The 543-nt window shown below is 63.7% G+C and carries 1 protein-coding gene; it reads right to left on the bottom strand.

Annotation, left to right across the window (positions count from 1 at the left end):
• Nucleotides 1–543: IS3 family transposase (locus tag F3I16_RS20960; RefSeq protein WP_160495452.1), on the bottom strand; the 543-nt coding region annotated here is incomplete at both ends.

Genomic DNA, 543 nt, shown 5'->3' with positions numbered 1-543 from the left:
TGGTTTCGGCCAAGGCGTTGTCGTAGCTATCGCCCTTGCTACCCACCGAGGGCTCGATGCCGACCTCGGCCAGGCGCTCGGTGTAACGTATCGAGACGTACTGGCTGCCACGGTCGCTGTGATGGATCAGGCCTCCTGTGCGATGCGGCTGACGGGCATACAGCGCCTGCTCTAGGGCATCCAGCACGAAGTCGGTCTTCATGCTGGTGCTGACTCGCCAGCCGACGATGCGCCGCGCAAACACGTCAATCACGAACGCCACATACAGCCATCCCTGCCAGGTCGACACGTAGGTGAAGTCCGATACCCACAGCTGGTTGGGGCGGTCGGCATGGAACTGGCGCTGGACACGATCCAGCGGGCAGAGGGACTTGTCGCCCGCCACCGTTGTCCGCACAACCTGGCCGCGCCTTACGCCCTGCAATCCAGCCCGACGCATCAACCGCTCCACCGTGCATCTGGCGGCCTCGATGCCTTCTCGCCGGAGTTGCTTCCAGACCTTCACCGCGCCATAGCACTGCATGTTGGCGTTCCACACGCGCT

The organism is Pseudomonas sp. L-22-4S-12, assembly GCF_009799935.1.
Lineage (GTDB): Bacteria > Pseudomonadota > Gammaproteobacteria > Pseudomonadales > Pseudomonadaceae > Aquipseudomonas.
The sequence above is the reverse complement of the archived record's forward strand: the minus strand, read 5'-3'. Positions and strand labels throughout refer to the sequence as shown.